The organism is Lentzea chajnantorensis (assembly GCF_054300775.1).
The window spans coordinates 4217717-4238655 of sequence record NZ_JBSDZT010000002.1; the positions used below are offsets into that span (position 1 = coordinate 4217717).

The window sequence follows — 20939 nt, forward strand, 5'->3', positions numbered from 1 at the left end:
CGCCGGGAGTGTGGCGAGGGGTCTCGATGACCTCCAAGGGCCGGCGCAGGAGCCGGAAGGCGGACCCGGACGAGGTCGGTGACGCCTGGCTGGCCGCGGTCGCCAGGGACGTGAGTGCCGCGGCGGGTGACGTGCCGGTCGAGCTGCTGGGCGACTTCCTGCCGTTGCTCGCCGACGCCGCCGCGAACGGGCGCCGGCCGCGGCGTTCGGAGCTGGAGGCGGTCGAGGCGCTCGGGCGCCGTGCCGCGGAGCTGGGGGTGTCGGCCGGTACCGCGGTGCAGCTGTACCTGTCGGCGTCCTGGCGGCTGTGGCGGGAACTCCCGGTGGTGGCCCGTTCCACCGACAGCGAGGTCGTGCGTGCCGCCGCCGAGGCGGTGATGCACGCGGTCGCCGACGCGGTGGCGATCCTCGCGGACGGGTACAACTCGGCGCGGCGCCGGATGGTCAGGCGCGAGGAGGCGTTGCGGCGGGAGCTGGTCGACGACCTGCTGCGCGGTGATGCCGACGTCGGTGGCGTCGTGGAGCGCGCGGAACCCTTCGGCCTGGACCTGACCCGGCCGCACCAGGTCGCGCTGGCCGCACCGCGGCGGCGGCTGCCGGACGTCGACGCCGCGACGAGCTCGCTGGAACGCCTCGTGCTGGACCTCCTCGGCGACCGCGACGTCCTCGTCGCGGCGAAGGACGGACTGGTGGTCGTGCTCGCACCGGGGGAGTCCGAAGCGCTGGACCTGGGTTCGCTGATGCTCGCCGAGCTCGACCGGTTGCCGCGGGGCAGGCCGTGGCGGGTGGCCGTGGGTCGGGCGTATCCGGGGTCCTACGGCATCGCGCGTTCCTACGAGGAGGCGCGCGAAGCGCTGACGATGGCGGCGCGGCTGCACCTGGACACCCCGGTGATCCGGGCCGAGCAGCTGCTCGTCTACCGCGTGCTGGTGCGTGACCAGCCGGCGATCGTCGACCTGGTGAACGCCGTCCTGGGTCCGCTCCGGAAGGCCCGTGGCGGTGCGGAGCCCTTGCTGGCCACCCTGGAGACCTACTTCGCCACCGGGGACGTGGCGACCGAGACCGCTCGGCAGCTGCACCTGTCCGTGCGCGCGGTCACCTACCGGCTCGGCCGGATCAAGGCGCTGACCGGCTGCGACCCCACCGACCCCGGCCACCGGTTCACCCTGCACACCAGCGTGCTGGGCGCGAGGCTGCTCGGCTGGCCGGGCGACGACACCATCGACGGGGCCTGATCAGGTTGCCGACGGTCGGCAACCTGATCACGGACGAGTTGACCGGCCGGACGCGCTGCCGAACCCGGGGTGCGCGGGGCAGAGTTGATGTCAACCGGCCGAAGTCCTCGACGAAGGAGGTTGACGTGCGTCGTGCCATGCACAGCGTGTCGATCGTGCAGACCGCGCAACACAACCGGCTCACCGGCCACCTGCCCGCGTTGAAGGACCGGCTGGAGCGGGAAAGGGCGTTCCGGCGCGAGCAGCTCGCGGAGCTCGACGCACCGCCCCCCCTGCCCGGCGACCACGCCCTGCGCGAGGTGACCGAACAGATCACCGCCGCTGCCAGGATCGCGCTCACCGACATCGAGATCGCCCTCCTGCGCATCGACATCGGTTCCTACGGCCGCTGCCAGACCTGCCACGCGGACATCCCGTTCCGTCTGCTGGAGGCGATTCCGCAGCTGCGGCTCTGCCCGGCCTGCCGGCACGACGACACGGGCGAGCAGTCCCGTCGTGGTCGGCCGGTCAGGCGGCACCGAGCACGTTCCTCCTGGGCTCGTGGCACCACCCGGCCGAACTCATCGGTCTGCCTGACGTCCAGCGGAACCAGGTGACCGGATGACCTCCGCCGAACCGGCTCCTGTTGCACCAGAAGGGAGTGAGCGATGAGCTCCGACCACTTGGGACAGCACCTCGGTCACCTCCGGCAGCGGCCGGTCGTGGTCGGCTACAACGGCAAACGGCACGCCCGCGTGGCGCTGGCGTGGGCGGCCGAGGAAGCCGCCCGGCGGCGGGTGCCGCTGGTGGTGATGAACGCCGCGAACTACCCGGGGATGACGCTCGGGCCTGCTTCCGGTCTTCTCGACCCGTCACCCCGCGGGCTGGAAGCCGACGAGGAGGTGACCGCCGCGGGTGTGGCCGAGGCGCGGGCCCTCCAGCCCCGCCTGCACGTGTCGGGCGTGACCCTGGCGACCGCGCCGGCCGACGCGTTGGCCGACGCCGCCGCGAGCGCCGGGCTGCTGGTCGTCGGCAGCCGCGGGTTCGGCCGGGCCCTGTCGGTGCTCCTCGGGTCGGTGGCCTTCTCGGTCGCGGCCCGCGCCCGCTGCCCCGTCGTCGTGGTCAGGTCCGACGGCCGCCCCCGGCCCGCCGGTGCGACACCCGAGGTGGTGGCCGGGTTCGACGGTTCGCCGGAAGCCGCCGCGGCACTGCGCTTCGCCGCGGACCACGCCGCCGCGACGTCGAGCGGGCTGCTGATCGTCACCGCCACGGGCGGGGACGTGTCCGCGGGCGACGGTTCCGACCGGCGGCTCCTCGCCGTGCGGAACATCGCGGAGGAGGGGCGCGAAGCGGTCGGCCGGGCACATCCGCACCTCGACGTCGTCACCGCCGTCGAAGACGGTCCCGCCGAGCGCGTGCTGGTGACCGCTTCTGCGGCGGCGCGGCTGGTCGTCATCGGTACCCGTGGGCGCGGCGCGTGGCGCGGGATGCTGCTCGGTTCGGTCAGCCAGCAGGTCGTCGACGGCGCTCGCTGCCCGGTCGCGGTGATCGGCGCCGACCCGCCGGTGGTCGACCTCGTCGAGGTGTGGGGCCGCGACTCGTTCCCGGCCAGCGACCCACCGGCGAACTGGTAGGGCCGCGGACTCAGCCCTGTGCGGCGCCGAGCAGCCTGGCGCGGACCTCCGCGATGTCGGCGCGGTGCCCGACGATGAGGAGCTGGTCGCCGGAGCGCGTCAGCTCGTGACCCTCCGGTTTCATGACGGTCTGCTCGCCCCGCACGATGGCGACCAGCGTCGCCGAGGCGTGGCCGTCCAGTCCCAGCTCGCTGACCGACAGGGACCGGGCCTCCGGCTCCACGGTCAGCCAGTCGATCGCCACCGCGCCGAACACGGCGGGTGCGTCGTGGTTGCCACCGGCCGGTTCGAAGTAGACACCGGCGAGCACGGCACCGAGCGTCCGCGCCTGGAGCTCGTCGAGCTGCACGGCACTGCTGGCCGCCTCCGCGTCCTCTTCGAACGTGTAGAGGTGACGCGTGCCGTTGTTCTGCACGACGACAGCGACTCGGCCACCGCTCGTGCAGCCGATCTCGAACAGCTTGCCCAGCCCTGGCAAGTCACGCCTGCGCACCGGGACGTCCATGACTCGACATTGGCACAGGCTCTGGTACCGGGCAACACGCGCTCACAGCGGATGCGCACCCGTCTGGGACCCAGTACGGTCGGGAGCGTCCGCCGCCTGCGGAAGGAGTTGCCGTGACCGTGCGAAGCGGAGGCGCGGCACCACCTGACGACGGCGAGACCCGTGCCGAGCCGGCTGCCGACTGGCAGGGGTGGACGGCCTGCGCCGCCGCGGCCGCGGGGTTCGTGCTGTGCCTGCTCGGCTGGCTGGCCGGAGGCGGCGGGTTCTCCGCCCCCTGGGCCCCGAGCCTGAATCTGCGGCTGAGCTTCACCTTCGACGGTCTCAGCGCCCTGTACGGGTTGCTGGCCACCGGTGTCGGCGCCCTCGTCTTCGCTTACGGCACGCGCTACCTGACCCTGCACCTGGAGCACCAACGCCGATCGGTGGTGGAGCGGTGGCGGTTCTGGCCGTGGATGCTGCTGTTCGCCGTGTCCATGGTGGGCCTGGCGACCGCTCAGGACCTCGTGCTGGTGTTCGTGTTCTTCGACCTGACGGCGGTGTGCTCGTACTTCCTCATCGGGTTCGACCGGGCTGATCGCGAAGCGCGGACCTCGGCGTTGATGGCGTTGCTCGTCACCGTGATCGCGGCCGTGGCGATGCTCGTGGCCGCGGTGCTGCTCTACGCGCGGCACGGCACGTTCTCCATCCCGGAGTTGCTGGCGCACAACGACTCCTCGACGACCACCGCCGTCGCGGGCGCGTTGCTGGCGGTGGCAGCGCTGGCCAAGAGCGCCCAGGTCCCGCTGCACTTCTGGCTGCCCAGGGCGATGGCGGCGCCCACCCCGGTGTCGGCCTACCTGCACTCGGCGGCGATGGTCGCGGCCGGTGTGCTGGTGATCGGCCGGGTGCACCCGCTGCTGGCCCGCACCGAGGCCGTGCTGACCGGCCTGCTGGTCGTCGGGGCGACGTCGGTGGTCGTGGGAGGGGTGCTGGCACTGCGGCGTGACCGGCTCAAGCAGGTGCTCGCGTACTCCACGATCTCGCAGTACGGCTACGTGGTCATGATGTACGGCATCGGGGGAGCCGCGGGCAACGGCGCCGCGGCGTTCTACGTGCTGGCGCACGGCGTGGCCAAGAGCGCTCTGTTCATGACCGCGGGCGCGGTCACGACGGCCACCGGCGAGGACCGGCTGTCCAGGCTGGGCGGGCTCGGCCGCCGCATGCCCGTGCTCGCCGTCGCGGCCGGAGCCGCGTCGGCAACGCTGGCCGCGCTGCCGCTGACAGTCGGGTTCTTCAAGGACGAGCTGTTCTTCACCGCGGCGTTGGAGCACGGACCGATGACCGCCGCACTGGCCGTTCTCGCCGCGGTGCTGACGTTCGCCTACATCGGCCGGTTCTGGACGGCGCTGTTCCTCGGGCCTCGGCGCGGCGAGGTGGTCACCTCCTCCGGACTGCTCGTCACCCCCGTCGCGATCTTGGCCGTGATCGCGGTGATCGGTGGCGTGGTGGTGGAACCGTTCGCGCGGCTGGCGGAGGACGCGGCAGGGGTCTCTGCCGGAGAACAGGTCGCCCTGTCCCCGGCCTACCACCTCGACGCGCGCCCGGAGAACCTGATGGCGCTCGCCGCGTGGGGGTTGGGCGGGCTGCTGCTGGCCCTGCCCCGGGTCACGGGCCGGGTGTCGCTGGCCGTGGCCGCGGCGGGGGAGCGGTGGGGACCGAGACGGGCCTACGAGGCGGCACTGCACGGGCTGGACCGGCTGTCGTCCGTGCTGCACGACCGCGAGGTGCGGGACCTGCGCACCAGCATCGCCGCGGTGCTCGTTCCGGCCGGTGTGCTGATCGGACTGGCGTTCGCGGCCACCCCCACCGCGGGCGCGTACGTCGTCGGCCCGGTCGCGGGGGTCGACTGGGTGATCTTGCCGCTGCTCGGGCTGGTCGTCGTCACGACCGCGGTCATCGCCAGGTCCCGTTCCCGGATCGCCGTGGCACTGGCCCTGTCCGTGGTCGGCTTCGCACTGGCGGCGCAGTACGCGTTGCTCGGCGCCCCGGACGTCGCGCTGGTCGCCGTCGTGGTCGAGACCATGCTGACCCTGGTCTTCGTCGCGGCACTGGCCAGGATGCCCGACGCCCACCCGGTGAGGGACCCGGCCGTCCCGCTGCGCAGGCGACGCCGGCGCGACGCACTCGCGGGTGCCGTCGCAGGGCTCGCCGTCTTCGTGTCGGTGTGGGGCTTCCTGTCCCAGCCGGCGCCGGACAGCGTGTCCGCGGAGCACATCCGGCTCACACCGGACGCGCACGGCGGCGACGTCGTCACGGTCATCGTGGCCGACTTCCGCGGCCTGGACACCCTGGTGGAGATCACCGTCCTGCTCGCGGCGGTGGTCGGCGTGGCCACCCTGATCCGGCGCGGGCGGCTGTGGTGAGCCCCGGTGACGGCGACGACACCCCGGACTCCGTGGTCCGGGTGGTCGCCCGGCGGCTGCCCGGCCCCAGCGTCGTGGTCGCGGCCGCGCTGATCGTCAAGGGCTACGCCGAGGTGGGTGACGGCTTCGCCGCCGGGGTGATCGTGGCGCTCGCGATCTCGCTGGTCTACGTGGCCCTCGGGGCCGAGGCGGCGGAGTCCGCGCTGCCGTTGCTGCGCCACGCGCCGAAGCTCGCCGTGGGTGGTCTGCTCCTCGCTCTCGCCAGCGGGTTCTTCCCCCTCGCGCTCGGCCGGCCGCCGGTGTCGCACCGCCCCGGCCCAGGAGAACACGTCGTCAAGATCGGCGCACTGGAGCTGTTCACCCCGCTGCTGTTCGACATCGGGGTGTTCCTGCTGGTCGTCGGCGTGCTGACGATCCTGGTGCACCACCTGGCCCGGCCGAGAGGGGAGCGCACGCGGTGATCCTCGCCTTCGCCCTCACCGCCGCCGTCCTGTTCGGTTCCGGCGCCTACCTGCTGCTCAAACGGGACCTCATCCGCATGGTGGCGGGCATCATGCTGATCTCGCAGTGCGCCGTCGTCACGCTGCTCGCGTCGAGCCTGAGCCGAGGTCAGGCGGCGATCGCGGTGCGGCCCGGTGACCTGGTGAGCGATCCGCTGCCCCAGGCGCTCGCGCTGACCGCCCTGGTCATCGGCCTGGCAACGGTGGCGATGCTGCTCGCCCTGGTGCACCGGGCCATCGTGGTCTTCCGGACCACCGAGCAGGACGAACTGGCCGCGACCGAGTCCGAGCACGACGCCGGGCTGGAAGCGGAACGGCGGGCCGAACGCGAGGAGGTCGAGAACGGACCCGACGAGGAGTGGGAGCCGCACACAGAGGACGGGCGGGTCCGCTGATGCTGATGTCGGTCGCGCTCCTCGTGCCGTGGGTGTCGGGTGTCCTGCTCGTCGCGTTCGACGGGCGCCGGCGCGTGGTGACCTGGCTTGCCGTCGTGTCGCTCCTGGTGACGCTCGCCGTGCTGGGCGTCCTCGCCGTCGAGGTGTTCACCGGGGGCGGCAGCGAGGTCGTCACCGGTGGCTGGGCGCCCGGCGTCGGCATCGTGCTGCGCGCGGACGCACTGGGCGTTGCCTTCGCGTGGCTCTCGGTGCTCGTGCTGCTGGCCGGCGCCGCGCACGAGGCGATCGGCCGGGTGCGGTCACGGACCTTCCCCGGTCTGGTCGTGCTGCTCGCCGCCGGGCTGACCGGTCTGTTCGTCACGGCCGACGTGTTCACCTTCTACGTCTTCTTCGAACTGGCCATGACCGCGTCGTACGCGCTCAGCGCCTACGGGGGCAAACGGCGCCAGCTGCGGGCCGCGCTGGTGTTCACCGCGGTGAACCTCCTGGGCTCGTTCATCTTCCTGCTGTCCGTGGCCGGTGCGTACCGGGTGACCGGAACCCTCGCGATGGACCAGGTCGCCCAGCGCATGCTGACCGTGAACCCCAACGCCGCGATCCTCATCGCGGCCGGGTTCTTCATCGCGTTCAGCGTGAAGCTGGGCCTGTTCCCGTTCCACTTCTGGCTGCCGACCGTCTACGCCGGCTCCCGGCCGGCCGTCGCGGCCATCCTCAGCGGTGCGGTGGCGAACATCGGCGCCTACGGCCTCCTGCGCTTCGGCGCCGGGATCTTCCCGGAACAGCTGCGGCTGACGGGAGTGGCGCTCGCCGTCCTGGGTGCCGTGTCGATCGTCTACGGCGGGGTGCTGGCCATCGGTCGCGGCGACACCGCCGAGATGCTGGCCTACTCCGCGATCGGACAGGTGGGGTACGTGCTCGTCGCCCTGGGGGTGGGCGGACCGGTCGGGCTGACCGCCGCGGTGCTCTACAGCGTGGTCAACTCGCTGAACAAGGCGTTGCTGTTCTTGGCCTCCGGGACGCGCGGGCCGCTGGTCGCCGCCGCGTTCGCGATCGGGGCCCTCAGCGTGGCGGGGGTGCCGCCCACAGCGGGGTTCGTCGGCAAGCTCGAACTGTTCCGCACCGGGGTCGTGGCCGGCAGCGTCGCGCTCGTCGTGCTCCTCGTGGCCGGCAGCGTGCTCTCGCTGGTGTACCTGTTCCAGGTCTACCAACGCCGCTTCTGGCGCGAAGGTCCGCCGCCGGCCGGTGCGCGCAGCCCGTTGCCGCAGCGGCTGATCACCGCCGTGCTGGCCCTGCTCGTGCTGGCCACCGGCCTGTGGCCGGAACCGCTGCTCGCGCTCAGCGGTCAGGCGGTCGACGCCCTGCTGGCCGGTGCCCCGGGATGACGAGGGAGGTAGGGATGCTCGCACTGCTGGTCCGTGTCGTCGTGCTCACCACGATCTACCTGCTGGTGCTGACGAGCCTGCATCCGGGGGACGTCGCCACCGGCCTGGTGCTCTCGACCCTGGTGGTGGTGGCAGCCGCCAGGGTGAGCTCGTCGCAGTCGGCGCCGAGCTCGTCGTTGCCGCGCAGGCTGGCCGGTGTGCCGGCGCTGATCGGAGGGACGGTCGTGGACCTGGCGAAGGGCACGTGGGACACCGTGCGGTGCCTCGTCGGGCGAGGTCTGCCGCACGGTGGCCTCGTCGAGGTGCCGATACCGCCCAGCGGGCCGGCCGCCGCGGCGGCCTGGGGGATCAGGGTCGGGTTCGTGCCGGACACCGTCGTCGTCGAGATCGACGAGCGGAAGGGGACGATGTTGTTGCACGTGCTCGACGCGCGTGATCCCGATGCCGTGATCGCCACGCAGACCGACTCCTACGAGCGGCGCCAGCGCCGCGTGTTCCCCTGACCGCCCATGCCTGCCTTCGTCATCGTCCCCGCCCTCATCTGGGTGACACTGCTGCTGGTCGCCGGCGGCCTGGTGCTGGCCCGCGCCCGTGACGTGCTCCAGCGGATCGTCGCACTCGACCTCCTGGCGGTGGTCGTCATCGCGTTGCTGGCCCTGCTGAGCTTCGTGAGGGACCAGCCGTACTACCTCGACGCCGCGGTGGCGCTCGCCCTGATGTCCTTCGTCGCCACCGTGGCCACGGCTCGGTACCTCGACAGGGGAGGGCCGTTCGGATGATCTCGGTCGTGCTCGACGTGGTCGGCGGTGTGCTGTTGCTGCTCGGTCTGGTGCTGCTCACGATCAGCCTCGTCGGCGTCCTGCGGCTGCCCGGCACCTACGGCCAGCTGCACGCCCAGGGGTTGGCCACCGGTCCCGGTGTGATCGCGATCCTCGCGTCCTCGGTCGCGACCGAGGACGCCGCGACGATCACCTTCGCCGTGCTCGCGATCGTGTTCATCGCGCTGACCTCGCCCGTGTCCAGCCACGCGATCGCCCGCGCGGCCCACCGCCGTGGTCAGCGGCGGGGCGACCAGGGGGACTAGGTGTAGTGACTAATCAGGTTGTTGACGGCGTGTCGGGTTGAACATGGGAGGACCTCCGGGCGGAGTGGATGTGTCTGACGCATCCCATCGGCACACGGAGGTCCTCGCGTGCACAGTAACGCCCGCACCACGATCCATGCCCGCAGGCTGATCGTGACCCGCCGCGCGGCCGGGTGGTCACCGGCGTGCATCGCCGAGCAGCTCGGCATCTCCCGCGCCACCGTGCACAAGTGGCTGGCCCGCTACCGGCGTGAAGGCGACGCGGGCCTGGCCGATCGCAGCTCGCGTCCGCACCGCAGCCCGGCCCGCACACCGGTCGAGGTCGAGGACCGCATCCTGGCCGTGCGGCGGGAGACGCGGCGGGGCCCGGTGCACCTGTCCGGCCTGCTCGGGCTGCCGGCCTCCACGATCGGCCGGGTCCTGCGCCGCCGCGGCGAGCCCGCGCTGGCCGCGGCCGACCCGATCACCGGTCTGCCGGTGCGGCGTCGCCACAGCGGCATCCGCTACGAACGCCCCCGGCCCGGCGACCTGCTGCACGTCGACGTCAAGAAACTCGGGCGCGTGCCCGACGGCGGCGGCTGGCGGGTCCACGGCCGCAGCGAAGCCGTGCGCGGCCGCGGTATCGGCTACGACTATCTGCACGTCGCGGTCGACGACCGCACCCGCATCGCCTACGTCGAAGCACTGCCCGATGAGAAAGACCGCACCTGCGCGGGCTTCCTGCACCGGGCGGTGGCCTGGTTCCGCGACCAGGGCGTCGTGGTGCTGCGGGTGCTCACCGACAACGCCAAGGTCTACCGCGTCGGCAGCACCTGGGCAGCGGTCTGCGTCGCGCTGGGCATCCGCCGCCGATTCACCAAACCCCGCTGCCCCTGGACCAACGGCAAAGCCGAACGCTTCAACCGCACCCTGCAAACCGAGTTCGCCTACGCCCGAGCCTGGACCGGCAACAACCACCGCCTGGCCGCCCTGCCCAGCTGGGTCCACCACTACAACACACGACGCGCCCACACCGCCCTCGGCGGCCAGCCACCCATCACCCGACTGACCGCCTAGACATCAACAACGTCACGAATCAGTACAACTAGGGCCTGCGTAGAGGTAGGTCAGAGCCTGACGCTGTTTGCAGGTCTCGAGGTCGAAGGCCTTGCTCGTCGCCTTCGGCGTTCTGCGGGACGTCACCGTGATCGACACGCGTGGTCGCCCGTGGACCGGCTGAAGTCCGCCATCTGCCGCGTGTAGGGTCCGTGTAGGTCATTTCCGTGTAATCCAGGGATTCATCTCCTGGAAGAAACGGAAATTGCGCGATGTTACTCAGAATCAGCAGCGCGGTCGCCGGCGTCACCGCCACCGTCGCCGCGCTGGTGCTCGTGCCCACCACCGCCCAGGCCGCCGCTCCCGCACTCGAGCTGCCGTTCATCTGCGGCACCTCGTGGGTGGGCAACTCCGGTGCCAGCAGCGCGCACCGCAACAACGAGATCGACTGGAACATGTCCGGCACCTCGGGCAACGAGGACCTCGGTGAGCCCGTGCTCGCCGCGGCGGCGGGCACGGTGAGCGCGGAGGGTGGCGAGACCTCCGCCTACGGCAACTACCTGGAGATCGACCACGGCGGCGGCTATTCGACGCTGTACGCGCACCTCGACAAGAAGTCGGTGCACGACGGCGACACCGTGCGGCAGGGCCAGGTGATCGGCACGGTCGGCAACACCGACGGCAACACCTCGGGCCTGTCCGCCCACCTGCACTTCGAGTTCCGCAACAGGGGAAGCGGCCAGAGCTATCCCGACTACATCCGGCCGGCCTCGTTCCACGGCGACCCGTTCGACTACGCCGGCGGCACCGAGACGTACGTCAGCCAGAACTGCGGCGCGGTCAACCGCGCGGCCAAGAGCGTCAACGGCGACAGGTACGACGACGCGGTCGGCATCGACCCCTCCGGCAACGCGTGGCTCTACAAGGGCAGGGCGGGCGGGGGCTTCGACGCCGCTGTCCAGATCGGTACCGGCTGGAACGACTTCTCGCGCATCGCCGTGAACGACTCCAACGCCGACGGCTGGGCCGACCTGTTCGCGATCCGCGACGGCTCGCTCCACTACTGGAACAACCGGGGTGACGGCACGTTCGCCATGGCCCGCGTGATCGGCCCCGGCTGGAACGCCTACGAGTACGTGTCCTTCGTGGACATCAACGGGGACAACAAGACCGACATCCTCGCCCGCGACGGCGGCAAGATGTACGTCTACACCGGACAGGGCAGTGGCGCGTTCTCCGCGCGGTCGCTGCTCGGCGAGGGCTGGTCGGGCTACGCCCGGCACACGGGCGGTGACGCCGACGCGGACGGCGACGGCGACATCTGGGCGACCAACGGCTCGGGCGAGCTCTTCTTCTGGCGCAAGGACTCCGGCGGCTACGCGACGGGCGAGCAGGTCGGCAGCGGCTGGAACGGCTTCCGCCAGGTCGTGTCGATGGACGTCAACGGCGACGCGAAGGCCGACCTCGTGGCCATCCGCACGTCGGACAACACGCTCTGGCAGTGGCTGGGCGGCGGCGCGGGCAGGTTCGGCAGGGCGACGCAGATCGGCCACGGCTGGTCCGGCTTCGACCTGGCGGTGAACTGACGTGCGCGTCCTGCCCGGACTCCTGGCCACGGCCGCCGCTCTGACCTGTTTCGCCCTGCCCGCTCAGGCCGCCGGTGACATCGACCTGTGCGTGTCCAACGGCCGCACCGCCGGGTTCACCGGTGAGAAGCTGGTCGTCGCGGTGGCGGTCGGCATGGCGGAGTCCCGGTGCGACCCGCTCGCCCGGTACGTGAACAGCGACAGCCACAGCTCGGTCGACCGCGGCCTCTGGCAGATCAACGACTACTGGCACCCCGAGGTCAGCGACTCCTGCGCCTACAACGCCGCGTGCAACGCGCGGGAGGCGTACCGGATCTCCGACCAGGGCACGGACTGGACGCCGTGGTCGACCTACAAGTCCGGCCGCTACAAGGAGTTCGTGGACGACGCCCGCGCGGCCATCGGCTCTCCACCGGCGCCAGTGCTTGCGTCCAAGAGCGTGAACGGCGACAAGTACGACGACGCGCTGGGGGTGGACCCGAACGGCAACGCGTGGATCTACAAGGGCCGTGCCGGCGGCGGGTTCGCGGCCGGCGTGCAACTCGGCGTGGGCTGGGGGAAGTTCACCCGGATCGGCATCGGCGACTCGAACGCCGACGGCTGGGCGGACCTGTGGGCCATCAGCAACGGCACGCTCTACTACTGGAACAACCGCGGCGACGGCACCTTCGCCGCGGCGGCGACCGTCGGCACCGGCTGGGCGTCCATGGAGAACGTCGCGTTCGGCGACGTGAACGGCGACAACCGAACCGACATCCTGGCCCGCGACGGCGGCAAGATGTACCTCTACGTCGGCCGCGGCAACGGCAGGTTCGCCGAGCGCGACCTCGTGGGTGCGGGCTGGGCTTCGCTGTTCCGGCACACCGCCGCGGACGCCGACGGGGACGGTGACGGCGACATCTGGGCGACCGACACCGCCGGTGAGCTGTTCTTCTGGAAGCGCAGCGGCGCCGACTTCGCCACCGCGGTGCAGGTCGGGCAGGGCTGGAACGCGTTCCGGCAGATGACGTCGATGGACGTCAACGGCGACGGCAAAGCCGACCTCGTGGCCATCCGCACGTCGGACAACACGCTCTGGCAGTGGATCGGCACCGGGACCGGCGGGTTCGGCGTCGGCACGCAGATCGGGCACGGTTGGACCGGCTGGGACCTGGCGGCGAACTGACGGCGTGAGGCCGGCACCCCTCGCGGGGGCCGGCCTCCTGTCGTGCCCGCGGCACCTGGTCGACAGGGCCGAACCGGCGCAGGCCGGCCAAGATCCGGGCCACCCGTCCGCCGGGAGCGTCCCGGTGCCCGAGGCGACACCCCACCCGTCTAGACCGACGCCAGCGCCCGTCGCTGGAACACCACCAGCGCGACACCGAGCACCACCACCGCCATGCCCGCCAGGACCCCGGCCTCGACCAGGACCGACCCCAGCCCCGCCGACGGACGGGACAGGGTGAGCAGCGCGTCCATCGCCCACGAGTGCGGGAACAGGTAGCCGATCGTGCCCAGCACCTCGCCGGCCACCTCGCGCGGCCACAGGCAGCCGCCCAGCATGCCCAGCACGATGCCGACCGGGGGACCGATGGCCGGTGCCTGCTGCGGTGAGCGCACCAAGGCGCCGACCAGCATCGCGGCGCCCGTGGCGATGAGGCAGAACAGCGCGACGACCACGCCCACGCCCAGCGGGTCGCCCCACCGCACGTCGAACAGGAACCGGCTCACCACGATGATCAGCAGGGACTGCGCGAGCGCCACCGCGAACCGGCTCAGCGCCTCGCCCAGCAGCACCTGGCTCCGCCGCACCGGTGCGGCCAGGGAGCGGCGGACCATGCCGATGCGGCGGCTCTCGACCAGTGCGGCGGCGACGGCCATCGAGTTGACGAACGTGAACAGCAGCAGGTTCGCGGGTGCGGTGTAGGCGAAGCCGGTCGGTTTGGCGGGCTCGTCGCCTCCTGTCGAGGCGACGGTGACGGCCACCGACTCCTCCTTCGCCTTGCGCACGTACTGCTCGGCCTGCTCCGATGACGCGCCCGCCGCCCGTGCCGCGCGGGTCGCCTCCAGCACCGCCGCCACCTTGCCGACCGCCACGTCGATCTCGCTGCGCGCGGCCATGCCGCTGCCGCTGGTCTGGGTCATGACCAGTTCGAGCTCGGTGTCGCCCGGTGTCACGACCAGCCCCGCGGCCAGCTCGCCGCGGCGGACGTCGTCGCGGACCTCCTGCGCGGACTCCGCTCGCCGCACCTCCAGCGCCTGGTCGGACTCCAGCTCGGCGACCACGGCCGCCGACACCGGGTCGGAGGTGTCGGCGACCACGGCCACCGGCAGCTTCGCGTCCGCCGCGTCGCCACCCAGGGCCAGACCGACGAACACGATCGTCACGAACGGCATGACGACGATGAAGAACATGCCGACCTTGTCGCGCAGCTGGCGCTTCAGGTTGGCCAGCACCAGCGCGGTGACGGGACGGGGACTCATGCGAACCTGCCCTTGCGGAAGCCGAGCAACGCCACCGTGCCCGCGACGACGCCGATGCCGGTGACCACGGCGATCGGCACGAGCACGGCGGACGGTCCCGCGCCGGTGCCCGCCAGTTCCGACAGGCCCGCCGACACCCACCCGTTGGGCGTGATCAGCGAGATGCCGCGCAGCCACTCGGGCAGGTTGTAGACGGGCACGATGCTGCCGCCCAGGAACGCGAACACGAACGCCACGCCGAGCGTGTAGCCGTCGGCCTGCGCATCGGTCTTCGCGCGGCTGGCCACCAGCATCACGATCGCTGTCGCCGCGAACACGTGCGCCAGCAGCAACCCGAACACCCCGAGTGGGTTGCCCCAGCTCGCGCCGAAGATCAGCACGGACGACAGCCAGGTCGCGCACATGCTGACCAGCGCCAGCCCGAACCCGACCGCGCTCTTGCCCACCAGCGCTGTCCACAGGGGCACCGGGGCGGCGCGCATCCGGTCGAGCGTGCCGTTCTGCCGCTCGCTGAGCAGGCTGCGGGCGGTGGTGCCGACGACGAAGAACGCGAACATCACCGCCATGCCCGCGCCGTAGTGCACAGCCAGGTCGACCCGCCCGCCCGCGACCGGGTCGCCGATCAATGACAGCGTCGGCCCGGCCTTGCCGTTCTCCTCGACGAACAGCTGCACCCGGTCAGCGGGCACGCCCGCCTCCAGCGAGGCGCGCACGGCCAGCGTCCTGGCCTCGACCAGGGCCGAGATCCGGTCGACCATGCTGCGCGCCACCACACCCGCCAGCGGCGACTCGGGTGACTCCAGCACGGCCACCTGCCCGCCGCGGCCCGCGCCGACGCCCTCGCTGAACCCGGCGGGGAACACGAGGGCCGCACCCGACTCGCCGCCGTCGACCGCACGGCGCGCCGCGGCCTCGTCCGGGTACTGGCGGAAGGTCAGCACGCCCTTGAGCTCGTCGGTGTTCAGCGCCTCGCGCTGCACGCTCGCCGGGAACTCACCGCCGTCGAGGTCGACCACGCCGATGGTCGCCTTGAGCGGCGGGTCGTCGTCACCGCCCAGCGCCAACCCGAACATCGTCGCGAGCAGGATCGGCGCGACGAGCGCGATCAACGGCGCCGTGCCGTCCCGCAGCCGCGACCGCAGCTCATGGCCGCCCACGACCAGCAGGGCACGCAAAGTGCTCTTACCCAAGGTTTTCGCCCATCCCTAGCCCGGTCCGCGTCAGTCCCGCAGGGTGCTGCCGGTGAGGTGCAAGAACGCCGCTTCGAGGTCGGGTTCGACGACCTCGACACCGGTCACCGCTCCCGCGTCACCGACGGCGGCCAGCAGCGCGGGCAGCAGGTGCCGCCCGTCGGCGACGAGCAACCGGATCGACGACGACCCGGTGACCACCGCCTCGGACACGCCTTCCACGGCACGCAGCTTCTCGGACGCCGCGGTGACGTCACCGTCCAGCGTCAGCTCCACCCGGTCCGTGCCGCCCAGTTCGGCGACGAGCTCGCGCTTGGTCCCGTCGGCGACCACGCGGCCCTGGTCGATGATCCCGACCCGCGTGCACACCCGCTCCACCTCCTCCATGTAGTGGGAGGTGTAGAGCAGGCTCATGCCTTCGCCGACCAGCGCCTCGACGCGGTCCAGGATCGCGACACGGCTCTGCGGGTCCACGCCGACCGTCGGCTCGTCGAGGATGAGCAGGCGCGGCCGGTGCAGCAGGGCGACGGCGATGTTGGTGCGCCGCTTCATGCCGCCGGAGTAGGTGTCCACCTTGTCGTCACCACGACCGGTCAGGCCGACCAGGTCGAGCACCTCGCCGATGCGCGAGGTCAGCTCACGCCGCGGCAGGCCGTGGAGCCTGCCGAAGTAGCGCAGGTTCTCCTTGGCGGTCAGCTCCGGGTACAGCGCGATCTCCTGCGGCACGTACCCGATGAGCCGCTTGGCGGCTATCGGGTCCTCGTCGACGTCGATGCCGCCGACCCGCACCGAACCCTCGTCCGGGCGCAGCAACCCGACGAGCATGGAGATGGTCGTGGTCTTGCCGGCCCCGTTGGGACCGAGCAACCCGTACGCCTCCCCCTCGTCGATGTGGAAGCCGACCCGGTCGACCACCGTCTTGTCGCCGTAGCGCTTGACCAGGCGCTCGCACACCAGCGCAGGCGTCATGTCGTCCTCTCGATCAAGATCCGCACCCGTCGATCCGCTCCGGCTGGGAGGCGCCCACCACGTTGTTGCGGAAGCGCTGGTTGCCGGGGTCGGTGCCGATCTGCAGGTCGAACGGGCTGTTGCCGGTGATGGTGTTCCACTCGAAGGAGTTGTCGGTCGAGTCGGAGCCGCCCCAGTCCGCGGACGAGGCCAGCACCAGCGCGGCGCCCATGACCGACGGACCGGTGGGTTCGTTGCCGTGCAACCGGTTGCCGACGACCGCGACGCGCTGGACGCCGATGGCGGCGATGCCGACGCCGGAGATCGGCGGTCCGGCGAAACCGAGCACGCCGGGCTCGTCGCCACCGGAGGCCAGGGTGTTGCCGGTGATGTCGTTGTCCGCGACGAGCACGTCGGCGACGCCGCCGGGCAGCTCACCCTCGTAGGTCTGGTGCAGCAGCAGGACACCCGCCGCGTTGCCGTGGCAGCGGTTGCGCAGCACCCGCGCGCGACTGGAGTTGTCGACGAACACGCCGAACGCGTTGGCGGTGCTCTCGCTGTCGGCGATCACCGCGTCGGCGGCCGGGCAGAACGCCAGCGCGATACCGCCGTACTGGCTGCCCTCCGCACGGCAGCGCAACACCTCCACCGCGGCCGACTCGCGCACGTACAGGCCCCACACCGCGTTGCCGGCCGACTCGACGTCGACGAGCCGCAAGCCGGTGGCGGTGTGCGCGTAGACGCCCGCCCCGGAGAAGCCCCGCACGGTCAGGCCCTCGACGGTCACACCGGACACGTCGTGCACGGTGATGCCGCTGACCACGTCGGCGGGCGCGTCGTGCAGTGCCGGCACGGCACTGGGCGCGACGGCACCGGGCACGATCACCGTGCGGCCGGCGCCCGCGCCGATGAGCGCCACGTCCGGGCGGCCGATCACCAGGCTGCCCTCGTAGGTCCCCTCCGCCAGGCGCAGCACCGCGCCCGGTGCGCAGCCGTCGAGCGCTTCCTGGACGGAGTCCCCGGGGTGAATGCGGACTTCGGTCGTGACCTCGGTCACGGACATCGCAGCGCTCCTCTCGGCGTGGCGATCAGTATGGCAAGGGCGACGATCAGGTCACCGCGGAAACCCCACCGGGCCATGCCCGCGACGGCCGCGCCGTCGCCGGGCTCCGCGGACCGCTCGGTGAGCCGCGCCAGTGCGGCCGAACCGCTGGCGCCGAACACGGTGTAGGCGCACCGCTCGGTCATCGAGACCCTGGTGGCCGCCTCGACCTCGGGCACGGCGGCGGCCAGCAGCGCGTCCGCCCACTCCGCACCGGGCGGCGGCGCCTCGCCGCACGCCTCGAAGTCGTGCCAGGAGAACCCGCGCGGCCGGCCGCCGACCGCCTTCACGAGGCACTCCTTCACCGCCACCGCGGCCGCGGTGGCGAGGCCGGGGTCGGCGTGCAGGTCCCGCTCACCGGGGGAGGCGACGTGCCGGGTGTAGGCGGGCCCGCTGTAGGACATGGCGCGGGTGACCCTGGCGACGTCGACCACGTCCACCCCGAACAGCATCGGCGGCGCGGTCACCCGGTGACCTCGCCGAGGAACCGCAGCAGCTCGGCGGTGTAGACCTCGCCGCGCTCGATCATCGGGATGTGCCCGCAGTCCTCGACGGTGACGAACTCGGTGTTCGCGTGCCGTGGCACCAGTTCGAGCCACGGCTCGATCGGCGTCATGCGGTCGTGGCGGCCCCAGACGTACAGCGACGGGCAGGTGACCTTGTCCATCGCCGGGTCGACCCGGTAGGTCCTGGTGGCGCGGATGCTGCGGGCCATCGCGACCATCGCGGAACCCTGGCGCAGCAGCTGCGCGGTCGACTCCACCTGCTCGTCGGTGAACAGCGGCTCACCGTGGAAGAGGGCGGCCAGCATGCGGTCGCGGAACTGCTCGCCCTGCAACCGCACGTCGCCGCGCCGGTCCATGTTCAGGCCCACGTCGGGGTCGGCGCTCAGGCCGGGCGCACCGCTGACCGCGATGGCCTTCACCCGGTCAGGAAAACGGCCGGCGAGGTCGATGGCGACCAGACCTCCCAGGGAGTTCGCGCAGACCACGACCTCCTCCGCGCCGGCCGCGTCCACGGACTCCATCAGGGCGTCCCCGAGGCGTTCGATGGAACCCGCGATCTTCGCGTCCACGCCGCAGATGGGCTCTTCGGTGCGCAGCACCGGCCACCCGGCGTCGGCGAGGGCGGTGAACGGGTGGTCCCAGATCCAGCCACCCGCGAACAGGGCGGACATGAAGGCCACCAGCGGTCGCCCGCCCGCCGCGGGCCGGTGGTCGGCGGTGAAGACCGTCATCGGGCAGCTCCTGGCATCGTCAGAACAGAGCGTCGGAACGGAGAAGTCAGAACAGGGGGTCGGGGGCCGGGGTGGTGCCGCACGCGCAGGTCCTGCCCGCGCCCGCGTCGACCATCTCCTCGCAGTCGGGGCAGCGCAGGTGGAAGCTCTCCCGCTCCAGCACCCACACGCTGGTGTACGCGCCGGTGCACAGGCCGCCGCGGAAGAACTTCCGCAGGGACCGCTGGTGCGGCCGGGCGTGCACGGCGCGGACCGACTCCGGGCGGTCGAAGGCGCTGATCGTGTACTTGCGGGCGCCGATCTCGAACGTGCTCATGCCGAGGAAGCCCTTGGAGGCGCGCATCGACTTGACCACCTCGGTGCTGAGCAGGTCGACCTCCGCGCCCTCGACGTCGTCGCGGACGTCCAGGTAGGTGAACGTCAGCACCCGCGGGTAGTCGGTTCTGTCCATCGTGGTGCGTGCGCTGATGCCGTACTCCTGCACCTCGTCGTGGCTGAGCAGGAAGCGCGCCGTGTGGCCGAGCGACGAGGCCAGGGCGACCCGGTCGAAGTGGCGCCGCACGCGCACCGCGCCGTCCACGACGGTCAGCACGTCCACGCCGTCCACCCGCGCCGCACCGCCCGTGCCCGGTATCCCGAGGTAGGGGGCGCGGTGCGTGCCGGTCAGGGTCCAGGTGAGCACGGCGGTGCCGCCCGCGTCGGCGGCCGGTGCGAAGTCGAGCACCAGGTCCGGGAACCGGGTCAGCACGGCCTCGACGTGCGCGACGAGGTCCGCGCCCGCCACCGGCTCCGGGGTGTCCGGGTCGGCGAACTCCGCCACCGCGCCGGCGATGGCGGCGGCGTCGCGCTCGCGCCAGGCCGCTGCCCACCGCACGGCGGTCTCGATCAGGTCCATGCGGTCACCGCTTCCAGGTCGTGGTCCTCGGCCAGCCGGGCGGAGGTCAGCGCCACCGCGAACGCGAGGTCGGCGGTGTGGCTCACGGAGACCCGGACGCGGGTGCCCGGCGCCTCCCTGCCGTCCAGCGGGCCGATCAGGCGCACACCCGGCGGGTGACCGTGCAGGCAGGCCGCCGTGCGGCTGCAGAGGGGAGCGGGCAGCGGCAGCACCTCCACCGCACCCAGGTTCTCCGCGGTCACGGGCTCGTCCAGCAGGCGCAGCACGGCGTACTTGGCCGCGAGCCGGCCCGCCCAGTGCTGCAGGGTGCGGCCGGCGCCGGACCGCAGCCGTTCCGGGCGGGTGAACACGACCTCCAGCGGCATCGGCTCGACCAGCTGCCACGGCGCGGTCAGCTCGCCGAAGGCGACCGCGGCGCTGCCCCACCCGGTCATGCCGCGGGCTCCGGGCGGCGCAGCCTGCGCACGGCGGCCGGGTCGGCCATGCTGACGCAGCCGGTGCCGACGCCGCGGAGCAGTCCGGTGAGCACCTTGCTGTCGCCGACCTCGACCAGCGTCTCAGCGTCGGCGAGCACGCGCATGGTCTCCGTCCACCGCACCCGTTCCGTGAACTGAGCGATCAGGGCGTCCACAATGGTCGGCAGGTCCGTGGTGGGTTCGGCGGTCGTGTTCGGGACCACCGGGACGCGCGGCGAGCGCATCGGTGTCGCGCGCACCGCCTCGGCCCAGCCGTCCAGCGCGCCCGCCATCAGCGGCGAGTGGAACGCGTTGCTCACCTTGAGCGCCACCACCTTGCGGGCGCCGGCCGCCGTGGCCAGCGCGACGAGCCGCTCGACGGCGGCGGTCGCGCCGGAGACGACGGTGTGGTCCGGCGCGTTCTCCAGACCGACGACCAGCGGCTCGTCCGGCCCTGCGGCCTCGGCGGCCAGCTCCTCCACCCGGTGCGGCGTCAGCCCCAGCACGGCCGTCATGCCACCGGTGTCCGGCAGGTCGGCCATGAGCCGGGCGCGGACGGCGACCAGGCGCAGCGCCGTGTCGGCGTCGAGCACGCCCGCCGCGCACAGCGCGCTGATCTCACCGACGCTGTGCCCGGCGACGACGTCCGGCTCCACGCCGCGGTCCCGCAGGACCGCGAGCGCGGCGAGGTTGCACGCGGTCACGGCGGGCTGCGCGTGCAGGGTGTCGACGAGCCTGTCCAGCGGCCCGCGGGCGCACAGCTCCGACACCGGTTCGGGCAGCAGCTCGTCGGCGCGCGCGACCACCGCCGCGCCCACCGGGTCGCGGCGCAGCCAGCCGCCCATGCCGATCCGGACCGTTCCCTGGCCGGGGAACACGAAGCCGATCACCTGCGCACCTCCAGTCCTCTGC

General features: G+C 72.3%; 23 protein-coding genes. 13 read left to right on the plus strand and 10 right to left on the minus strand.

The annotated features are described in order from the left end of the window. The first annotated feature begins 26 nt into the window (after nucleotides 1-26). The 3 genes from ACVDFE_RS21310 to ACVDFE_RS21320 all read left to right on the plus strand — a co-directional run bounded on the left by ACVDFE_RS21310 (nucleotide 27) and on the right by ACVDFE_RS21320 (nucleotide 2848). Nucleotides 27-1235: a PucR family transcriptional regulator gene (locus ACVDFE_RS21310; protein ID WP_458431583.1), complete on the plus strand. Its 1209-nt coding sequence runs from the start codon at nucleotides 27-29 to the stop codon at nucleotides 1233-1235. Between the two features lie 125 nt (nucleotides 1236-1360). Continuing rightward, nucleotides 1361-1831 carry a TraR/DksA family transcriptional regulator gene (locus tag ACVDFE_RS21315; protein ID WP_458431584.1) on the plus strand — a complete coding sequence of 157 codons (471 nt, stop codon included), beginning with the start codon at nucleotides 1361-1363 and terminating at the stop codon, nucleotides 1829-1831. Nucleotides 1832-1882: 51 nt separating this feature from the next. Continuing rightward, entirely contained in the window at nucleotides 1883-2848 is a 966-nt protein-coding gene (locus ACVDFE_RS21320) for a universal stress protein (protein ID WP_458431585.1), read from the plus strand. A gap of 10 nt (nucleotides 2849-2858) precedes the next feature. Here the strand turns inward: ACVDFE_RS21320 and ACVDFE_RS21325 are convergent, their stop codons facing one another. Next, complete coding sequence (locus ACVDFE_RS21325) at nucleotides 2859-3353, minus strand: cation:proton antiporter regulatory subunit (protein WP_360393443.1); 495 nt, start codon at nucleotides 3351-3353, stop codon at nucleotides 2859-2861. A gap of 113 nt (nucleotides 3354-3466) precedes the next feature. On the opposite strand from ACVDFE_RS21325, the gene mbhE reads away from it, so the two are divergent. From mbhE to ACVDFE_RS21375, 10 genes are all read left to right on the plus strand, one after another. Beyond that, nucleotides 3467-5755: a hydrogen gas-evolving membrane-bound hydrogenase subunit E gene (gene mbhE / locus ACVDFE_RS21330; RefSeq protein ID WP_458431586.1), complete on the plus strand. Its 2289-nt coding sequence runs from the start codon at nucleotides 3467-3469 to the stop codon at nucleotides 5753-5755. Beyond that, nucleotides 5752-6216 (plus strand): MnhB domain-containing protein, encoded by a 465-nt coding sequence (locus tag ACVDFE_RS21335; RefSeq protein WP_458431587.1) that lies wholly within the window; start codon nucleotides 5752-5754, stop codon nucleotides 6214-6216. Before mbhE ends, ACVDFE_RS21335 begins: the two co-directional genes overlap by 4 nt. Further along, a complete protein-coding gene (locus tag ACVDFE_RS21340; protein WP_360393451.1) occupies nucleotides 6213-6650 on the plus strand; it encodes a sodium:proton antiporter in 438 nt (145 codons plus the stop codon). Before ACVDFE_RS21335 ends, ACVDFE_RS21340 begins: the two co-directional genes overlap by 4 nt. 5 nt (nucleotides 6651-6655) lie before the next feature. Further along, the gene (locus ACVDFE_RS21345) at nucleotides 6656-8032 is read left to right on the plus strand and encodes a complex I subunit 5 family protein (RefSeq protein WP_360393453.1); all 1377 of its coding nucleotides are present in this window, start codon (nucleotides 6656-6658) and stop codon (nucleotides 8030-8032) included. A 14-nt stretch (nucleotides 8033-8046) separates the two neighbouring features. Further along, nucleotides 8047-8535 carry a Na+/H+ antiporter subunit E gene (locus ACVDFE_RS21350; protein ID WP_458431588.1) on the plus strand — a complete coding sequence of 163 codons (489 nt, stop codon included), beginning with the start codon at nucleotides 8047-8049 and terminating at the stop codon, nucleotides 8533-8535. A gap of 6 nt (nucleotides 8536-8541) precedes the next feature. Then, nucleotides 8542-8811 carry a monovalent cation/H+ antiporter complex subunit F gene (locus ACVDFE_RS21355; RefSeq protein WP_360393459.1) on the plus strand — a complete coding sequence of 90 codons (270 nt, stop codon included), beginning with the start codon at nucleotides 8542-8544 and terminating at the stop codon, nucleotides 8809-8811. Then, nucleotides 8808-9116: a monovalent cation/H(+) antiporter subunit G gene (gene mnhG / locus ACVDFE_RS21360; RefSeq protein ID WP_360393461.1), complete on the plus strand. Its 309-nt coding sequence runs from the start codon at nucleotides 8808-8810 to the stop codon at nucleotides 9114-9116. The genes ACVDFE_RS21355 and mnhG overlap by 4 nt, the downstream gene beginning before the upstream one ends. A gap of 108 nt (nucleotides 9117-9224) precedes the next feature. Next, a complete protein-coding gene (locus ACVDFE_RS21365) occupies nucleotides 9225-10172 on the plus strand; it encodes an IS481 family transposase (protein ID WP_458429237.1) in 948 nt (315 codons plus the stop codon). Nucleotides 10173-10423: 251 nt separating this feature from the next. Beyond that, nucleotides 10424-11737, plus strand: coding sequence for a peptidoglycan DD-metalloendopeptidase family protein (locus tag ACVDFE_RS21370; protein ID WP_458431589.1), 1314 nt, complete (start codon nucleotides 10424-10426; stop codon nucleotides 11735-11737). A gap of 1 nt (nucleotide 11738) precedes the next feature. Further along, the gene (locus ACVDFE_RS21375) at nucleotides 11739-12902 is read left to right on the plus strand and encodes an FG-GAP-like repeat-containing protein (RefSeq protein ID WP_458431590.1); all 1164 of its coding nucleotides are present in this window, start codon (nucleotides 11739-11741) and stop codon (nucleotides 12900-12902) included. A 149-nt stretch (nucleotides 12903-13051) separates the two neighbouring features. Here ACVDFE_RS21375 and ACVDFE_RS21380 read toward each other — a convergent pair whose 3' ends face one another. Genes ACVDFE_RS21380 through ACVDFE_RS21420 form a run of 9 tightly spaced genes read right to left on the minus strand, consistent with a single transcriptional unit; the run spans nucleotide 13052 to nucleotide 20917 of the window. Then, the gene (locus ACVDFE_RS21380; RefSeq protein ID WP_360393469.1) at nucleotides 13052-14200 is read right to left on the minus strand and encodes an ABC transporter permease; all 1149 of its coding nucleotides are present in this window, start codon (nucleotides 14198-14200) and stop codon (nucleotides 13052-13054) included. After that, entirely contained in the window at nucleotides 14197-15390 is a 1194-nt protein-coding gene (locus tag ACVDFE_RS21385) for an ABC transporter permease (RefSeq protein ID WP_458431591.1), read from the minus strand. Before ACVDFE_RS21385 ends, ACVDFE_RS21380 begins: the two co-directional genes overlap by 4 nt. A 30-nt stretch (nucleotides 15391-15420) precedes the next feature. Next, the gene (locus ACVDFE_RS21390) at nucleotides 15421-16359 is read right to left on the minus strand and encodes an ABC transporter ATP-binding protein (protein ID WP_360393474.1); all 939 of its coding nucleotides are present in this window, start codon (nucleotides 16357-16359) and stop codon (nucleotides 15421-15423) included. Between the two features lie 13 nt (nucleotides 16360-16372). After that, nucleotides 16373-17401 carry a right-handed parallel beta-helix repeat-containing protein gene (locus ACVDFE_RS21395; RefSeq protein ID WP_458431592.1) on the minus strand — a complete coding sequence of 343 codons (1029 nt, stop codon included), beginning with the start codon at nucleotides 17399-17401 and terminating at the stop codon, nucleotides 16373-16375. Continuing rightward, nucleotides 17392-17907, minus strand: coding sequence for a holo-ACP synthase (locus ACVDFE_RS21400; protein WP_360393479.1), 516 nt, complete (start codon nucleotides 17905-17907; stop codon nucleotides 17392-17394). Before ACVDFE_RS21400 ends, ACVDFE_RS21395 begins: the two co-directional genes overlap by 10 nt. Then, nucleotides 17904-18677 (minus strand): alpha/beta fold hydrolase, encoded by a 774-nt coding sequence (locus ACVDFE_RS21405; RefSeq protein ID WP_458431593.1) that lies wholly within the window; start codon nucleotides 18675-18677, stop codon nucleotides 17904-17906. Before ACVDFE_RS21405 ends, ACVDFE_RS21400 begins: the two co-directional genes overlap by 4 nt. A 46-nt stretch (nucleotides 18678-18723) precedes the next feature. Next, a complete protein-coding gene (locus ACVDFE_RS21410; RefSeq protein WP_458431594.1) occupies nucleotides 18724-19572 on the minus strand; it encodes an ester cyclase in 849 nt (282 codons plus the stop codon). Then, on the minus strand, nucleotides 19563-20006 hold the full coding sequence (locus ACVDFE_RS21415; protein WP_360393487.1) for a holo-ACP synthase: 444 nt from the start codon (nucleotides 20004-20006) through the stop codon (nucleotides 19563-19565). The genes ACVDFE_RS21410 and ACVDFE_RS21415 overlap by 10 nt, the downstream gene beginning before the upstream one ends. After that, nucleotides 20003-20917 carry an ACP S-malonyltransferase gene (locus tag ACVDFE_RS21420; protein WP_360393490.1) on the minus strand — a complete coding sequence of 305 codons (915 nt, stop codon included), beginning with the start codon at nucleotides 20915-20917 and terminating at the stop codon, nucleotides 20003-20005. Before ACVDFE_RS21420 ends, ACVDFE_RS21415 begins: the two co-directional genes overlap by 4 nt. Nucleotides 20918-20939 lie beyond the last annotated feature (22 nt).

Bases quoted from the DNA above. Each gene is read 5' to 3' on its own strand.
- ACVDFE_RS21350 (WP_458431588.1), top strand. From the start codon at position 8,047: ATGCTCGCACTGCTGGTCCGTGTCGTCGTGCTCACCACGATCTACCTG.
- ACVDFE_RS21370 (WP_458431589.1), top strand. From the start codon at position 10,424: ATGTTACTCAGAATCAGCAGCGCGGTCGCCGGCGTCACCGCCACCGTC.
- ACVDFE_RS21380 (WP_360393469.1), bottom strand. From the start codon at position 14,200: ATGAGTCCCCGTCCCGTCACCGCGCTGGTGCTGGCCAACCTGAAGCGC.
- ACVDFE_RS21325 (WP_360393443.1), bottom strand. From the start codon at position 3,353: ATGGACGTCCCGGTGCGCAGGCGTGACTTGCCAGGGCTGGGCAAGCTG.
- ACVDFE_RS21355 (WP_360393459.1), top strand. From the start codon at position 8,542: ATGCCTGCCTTCGTCATCGTCCCCGCCCTCATCTGGGTGACACTGCTG.
- ACVDFE_RS21320 (WP_458431585.1), top strand. From the start codon at position 1,883: ATGAGCTCCGACCACTTGGGACAGCACCTCGGTCACCTCCGGCAGCGG.
- ACVDFE_RS21345 (WP_360393453.1), top strand. From the start codon at position 6,656: ATGTCGGTCGCGCTCCTCGTGCCGTGGGTGTCGGGTGTCCTGCTCGTC.
- ACVDFE_RS21415 (WP_360393487.1), bottom strand. From the start codon at position 20,006: ATGACCGGGTGGGGCAGCGCCGCGGTCGCCTTCGGCGAGCTGACCGCG.
- mnhG (WP_360393461.1), top strand. From the start codon at position 8,808: ATGATCTCGGTCGTGCTCGACGTGGTCGGCGGTGTGCTGTTGCTGCTC.
- ACVDFE_RS21310 (WP_458431583.1), top strand. From the start codon at position 27: ATGACCTCCAAGGGCCGGCGCAGGAGCCGGAAGGCGGACCCGGACGAG.
- ACVDFE_RS21395 (WP_458431592.1), bottom strand. From the start codon at position 17,401: ATGTCCGTGACCGAGGTCACGACCGAAGTCCGCATTCACCCCGGGGAC.
- ACVDFE_RS21390 (WP_360393474.1), bottom strand. From the start codon at position 16,359: ATGACGCCTGCGCTGGTGTGCGAGCGCCTGGTCAAGCGCTACGGCGAC.
- ACVDFE_RS21410 (WP_458431594.1), bottom strand. From the start codon at position 19,572: ATGGACCTGATCGAGACCGCCGTGCGGTGGGCAGCGGCCTGGCGCGAG.
- ACVDFE_RS21405 (WP_458431593.1), bottom strand. From the start codon at position 18,677: ATGACGGTCTTCACCGCCGACCACCGGCCCGCGGCGGGCGGGCGACCG.